Consider the following 3,212-nt stretch of genomic DNA (forward strand, 5'->3'; position numbering starts at 1 on the left):
CATTGTCAAGAAGCCAGAGTCCAAAAAGTCGTTAGACATCCTGTCCATAAACTTCCTGGACTCCGCGTCAAAAAACTAACTGGACTCCGAGTCCAAAAAGTCAATGGACTCGGAGTCCAAAAAGTCACTAGACATCACAGTGTTAGTCAAACAACGGCTTTGACCCGCCGCGAAGGCGGTGCTACCGTCTTACGCTAAGCAACAGGGGTGTTTTCGTCTTGCTGTCATACAGTCGGCATGCTCTTGCCCCTCTCAACACGCGGAGCGTTCCATGGAGTCCTTCGCTGCCACCCCGGTACACTTACTATTGACTTGTCGACGACGAGACAATCCTCTAGTTCCTGGATCGATACCAGCGTTAATGAAATTATTATTTCAGCATCTTCGCCATCCCCGCCCTAGGAATCAATTTACTGGCATCTTATAAGTTTAGGCATTTTTGCAAATCGTTCAATTCGGAATTAGAAACGTCATTATAATCATCATGTGTGCGATACTCAGTTTCAGCCACATATAATGACGCATCTAACGGGACATTAGCGCAAGACTTTGACATTGTTTCTCCAAGTTGAAAAGCTATTTGATCGGAAGGGAAAGGATCGGAAATCTTCAGTTCACGCTTTCCATAAAGGCCTATCTTCGCCATTGGCGAGTCCGATTTAGTCACAGCATTATCTACGAGGTATATAGACCGTGGTAGGTAGCCTTTGGCCGGAGCGTTCTGATAAAGATTACCTACAGTGGAAGCTGCCGACTCAAGGAATGGTGCATTTACCGGACTAGAGCATAGCCGACTATCCAGGTTTGGAATGGAAGTGCAGCTAGTCATATCTGCCCGATAATCGATGTCTTGATCGTCGATTTTACTAAACAAAATCAGCATAACAGTAACGCCTAAAATAAGACCAAGAGGCGGTACCCATAATCCCTTTTTCAAAACCCCTGCAACAACACCTACTAGAGATAGTACGACTACCGATGCGAAAAAACCAGCAACCATTAAAATCGCGGAAAAAACCTCATTATTCACAATCTCGACTGTCACGTTATGCCGGTAGAGAAAGACTATATTGAAAAATAATGATACCGCTATTATCACTAATAATGGTAAAGAGAGGGATACGGAAGAATAAAGTGCTGGCCTTACCATAATATTCCACTTATTCCGAGCACTGAGTTTTTCCCACACAGTCACCCCTGTACGCCATCGGGATTGGCCTGCCACAATACCCGCCGTTAAGGAGAGACCGCCAAATATGATACTGCCATCACTGATAGACTCCGCTAGGAGGCGAGGACTTCCAGCCCAGCTACTGAAATCTTCAATAATCAAAAATGAAAATCCTACCAAAGAAATTAAACACACAGGTATGGACAGTGTAGACCTCTTCCATCCTCGGTAGATAAGATTCGAAATCGGAACTCCGACTCCTCCATGCTGTTTTAAAAAAGAAAAATTTCTAATTGAAGCACTTTGAGCGGTACCAAATCCGCCAACATATGCAATAGCAGATACTATGAAGATAATCAGTGCAAGTGGAATACTCGTATCTATAGTTCCGTCCGGATATTGCAGCACACCAGGGCTACGTAGCATTCCATAAGTAGTATGCAAAGCGGTGGGGTATTGAGGCCATGAGAACAACATAGAGCCAGCCGCCGCAGACAACGGTACTACCCATACCCATGAGGTCCCAAAAATGAATAAGCTAATAAGACCAAAACCCAGAAAAGCCAATGTGTTGCGAAACATTGCGATGGTTCCGAAATTGGTAATATTTCCGGGGAATAATGCTGCAGACACAGCTAATCCAGTAATTACACACGAGGAAATAACTATAAGCCTACGCAGTGCCAGAGATCTTGGAGAGCATATATCGTCCGACGTCTCATGGCTAAAAATGAAAATTAGCGGCAAACTTCCAACAATGCTAACCCACAAGGGACCTACCTCGACGGTACTCCCACTAGTTTCAAGTATTAGATATATTAACGTCCGCACTACTGCAGATGAGATTATGGAAATAATAATATTTCGAAGTAGTCGGAGGTGCCGATTCCAAAGAAACCAACCCGATCGAGCGGCAGGATGAAGATTATATCTCATTCAATATCACTTACTAATCTCAAGTACCTATTTTTAAAATCAGTTATGCTGCGAGTGTTACAGAAATCCTGCCATTCTCCAGAAAAAACAAAAGAACCTTTATTCATTATTGTGATGGTATCGGCAATATCTATAATATCCTCAACGATATGTGTTGATGTCAAAACGATAGATTCGGAGGAAACCTGAGAGAGGATTCTATGCATTGCATCCCGCTGAGTCATATCCAAACCAGCAGAAGCTTCATCCAAAATGACGAGTTTCGGCGAGCCTACCAACGCAGAAGCGATTCCCAAGCGACGTCGCATGCCTCCAGATATCGAAGCAACAATAGAATCAGCTTTGCTTCCTAGACCAGAAATATCGATAAGTCGATCTATCTCAGAAGTTACATCTACCGATCGTATCTGTTTAAGCCAGCAAATATATGCTATATGCTCTCGTACAGTAAACCTCGACTTAGGTAAGTTGTCCTGGGGAAGGTACCCCAGAATCTTTCGGACTTTTTTCCCGGATAATCCATTCACACTAAAATGGCCGGAAGAAAGCTTCCGTAAAGTTGCAAGGGCTTCTAGTAAAGAGGATTTTCCTGCGCCATTTGGACCAAGAAGCGCATGGATTCCAGGGCCCAGCTCTAGAGAAGCTTCACGAACCGCTACTTTCGACCCATAGGAAACGGTGACTCTATCGATCAGCAGAGACAAATTGAACTCTTTTCATAATTCTTTTGGCTAGCAAGATGTAAAAGATATGTACTAAAATTGTACTCTTCTTTCGTAAAAGGCTTCGTTCTTCATAAACAATTCAGCCAGCATTATGGTAGTACCTCCAGGTTCCGTCACGGGACTTTCGGAGATTTTCCTGGTCAGAGCACAGAAGATATTTTTTCTAACGCCCGACTAGGGGACTCAAAGGGGGACGAATGCAACATCGCAAGGCAGGAGGCACACCAATGAAGCGTCCTGGGTTTGGTTTGGTTTCTTTTACGGCCCAGTGTTGATGGGCTCGGTGAGATAGTACTCGATTTCTAATTCCTGCTGGTTGGCGTAGTCCAATGCCTCGTGAAGACATTTGGTGTTCCACCAGTGTGCCCACCGCAGGGTGG

Annotated in this window: 2 protein-coding genes; both read right to left on the bottom strand. The window is 44.3% G+C overall.

Features of this window, described 5'->3' with window-relative positions; translation table 11 throughout:
• Window positions 1–421 precede the first annotated feature (421 nt).
• Window positions 422–1,804, bottom strand: coding sequence for a hypothetical protein (locus D9V82_RS12090; RefSeq protein ID WP_147444096.1), 1,383 nt, complete (start codon window positions 1,802–1,804; stop codon window positions 422–424).
• Window positions 1,805–2,103: 299 nt separating this feature from the next.
• Window positions 2,104–2,811, bottom strand: a complete 708-nt coding sequence (locus D9V82_RS11805; RefSeq protein ID WP_121912525.1) for an ATP-binding cassette domain-containing protein — start codon at window positions 2,809–2,811, stop codon at window positions 2,104–2,106.
• Window positions 2,812–3,212: the final 401 nt, after the last annotated feature.

It is taken from the genome of Corynebacterium macginleyi (assembly GCF_003688935.1).
Classification (GTDB): Bacteria; Actinomycetota; Actinomycetes; order Mycobacteriales; family Mycobacteriaceae; genus Corynebacterium; species Corynebacterium macginleyi.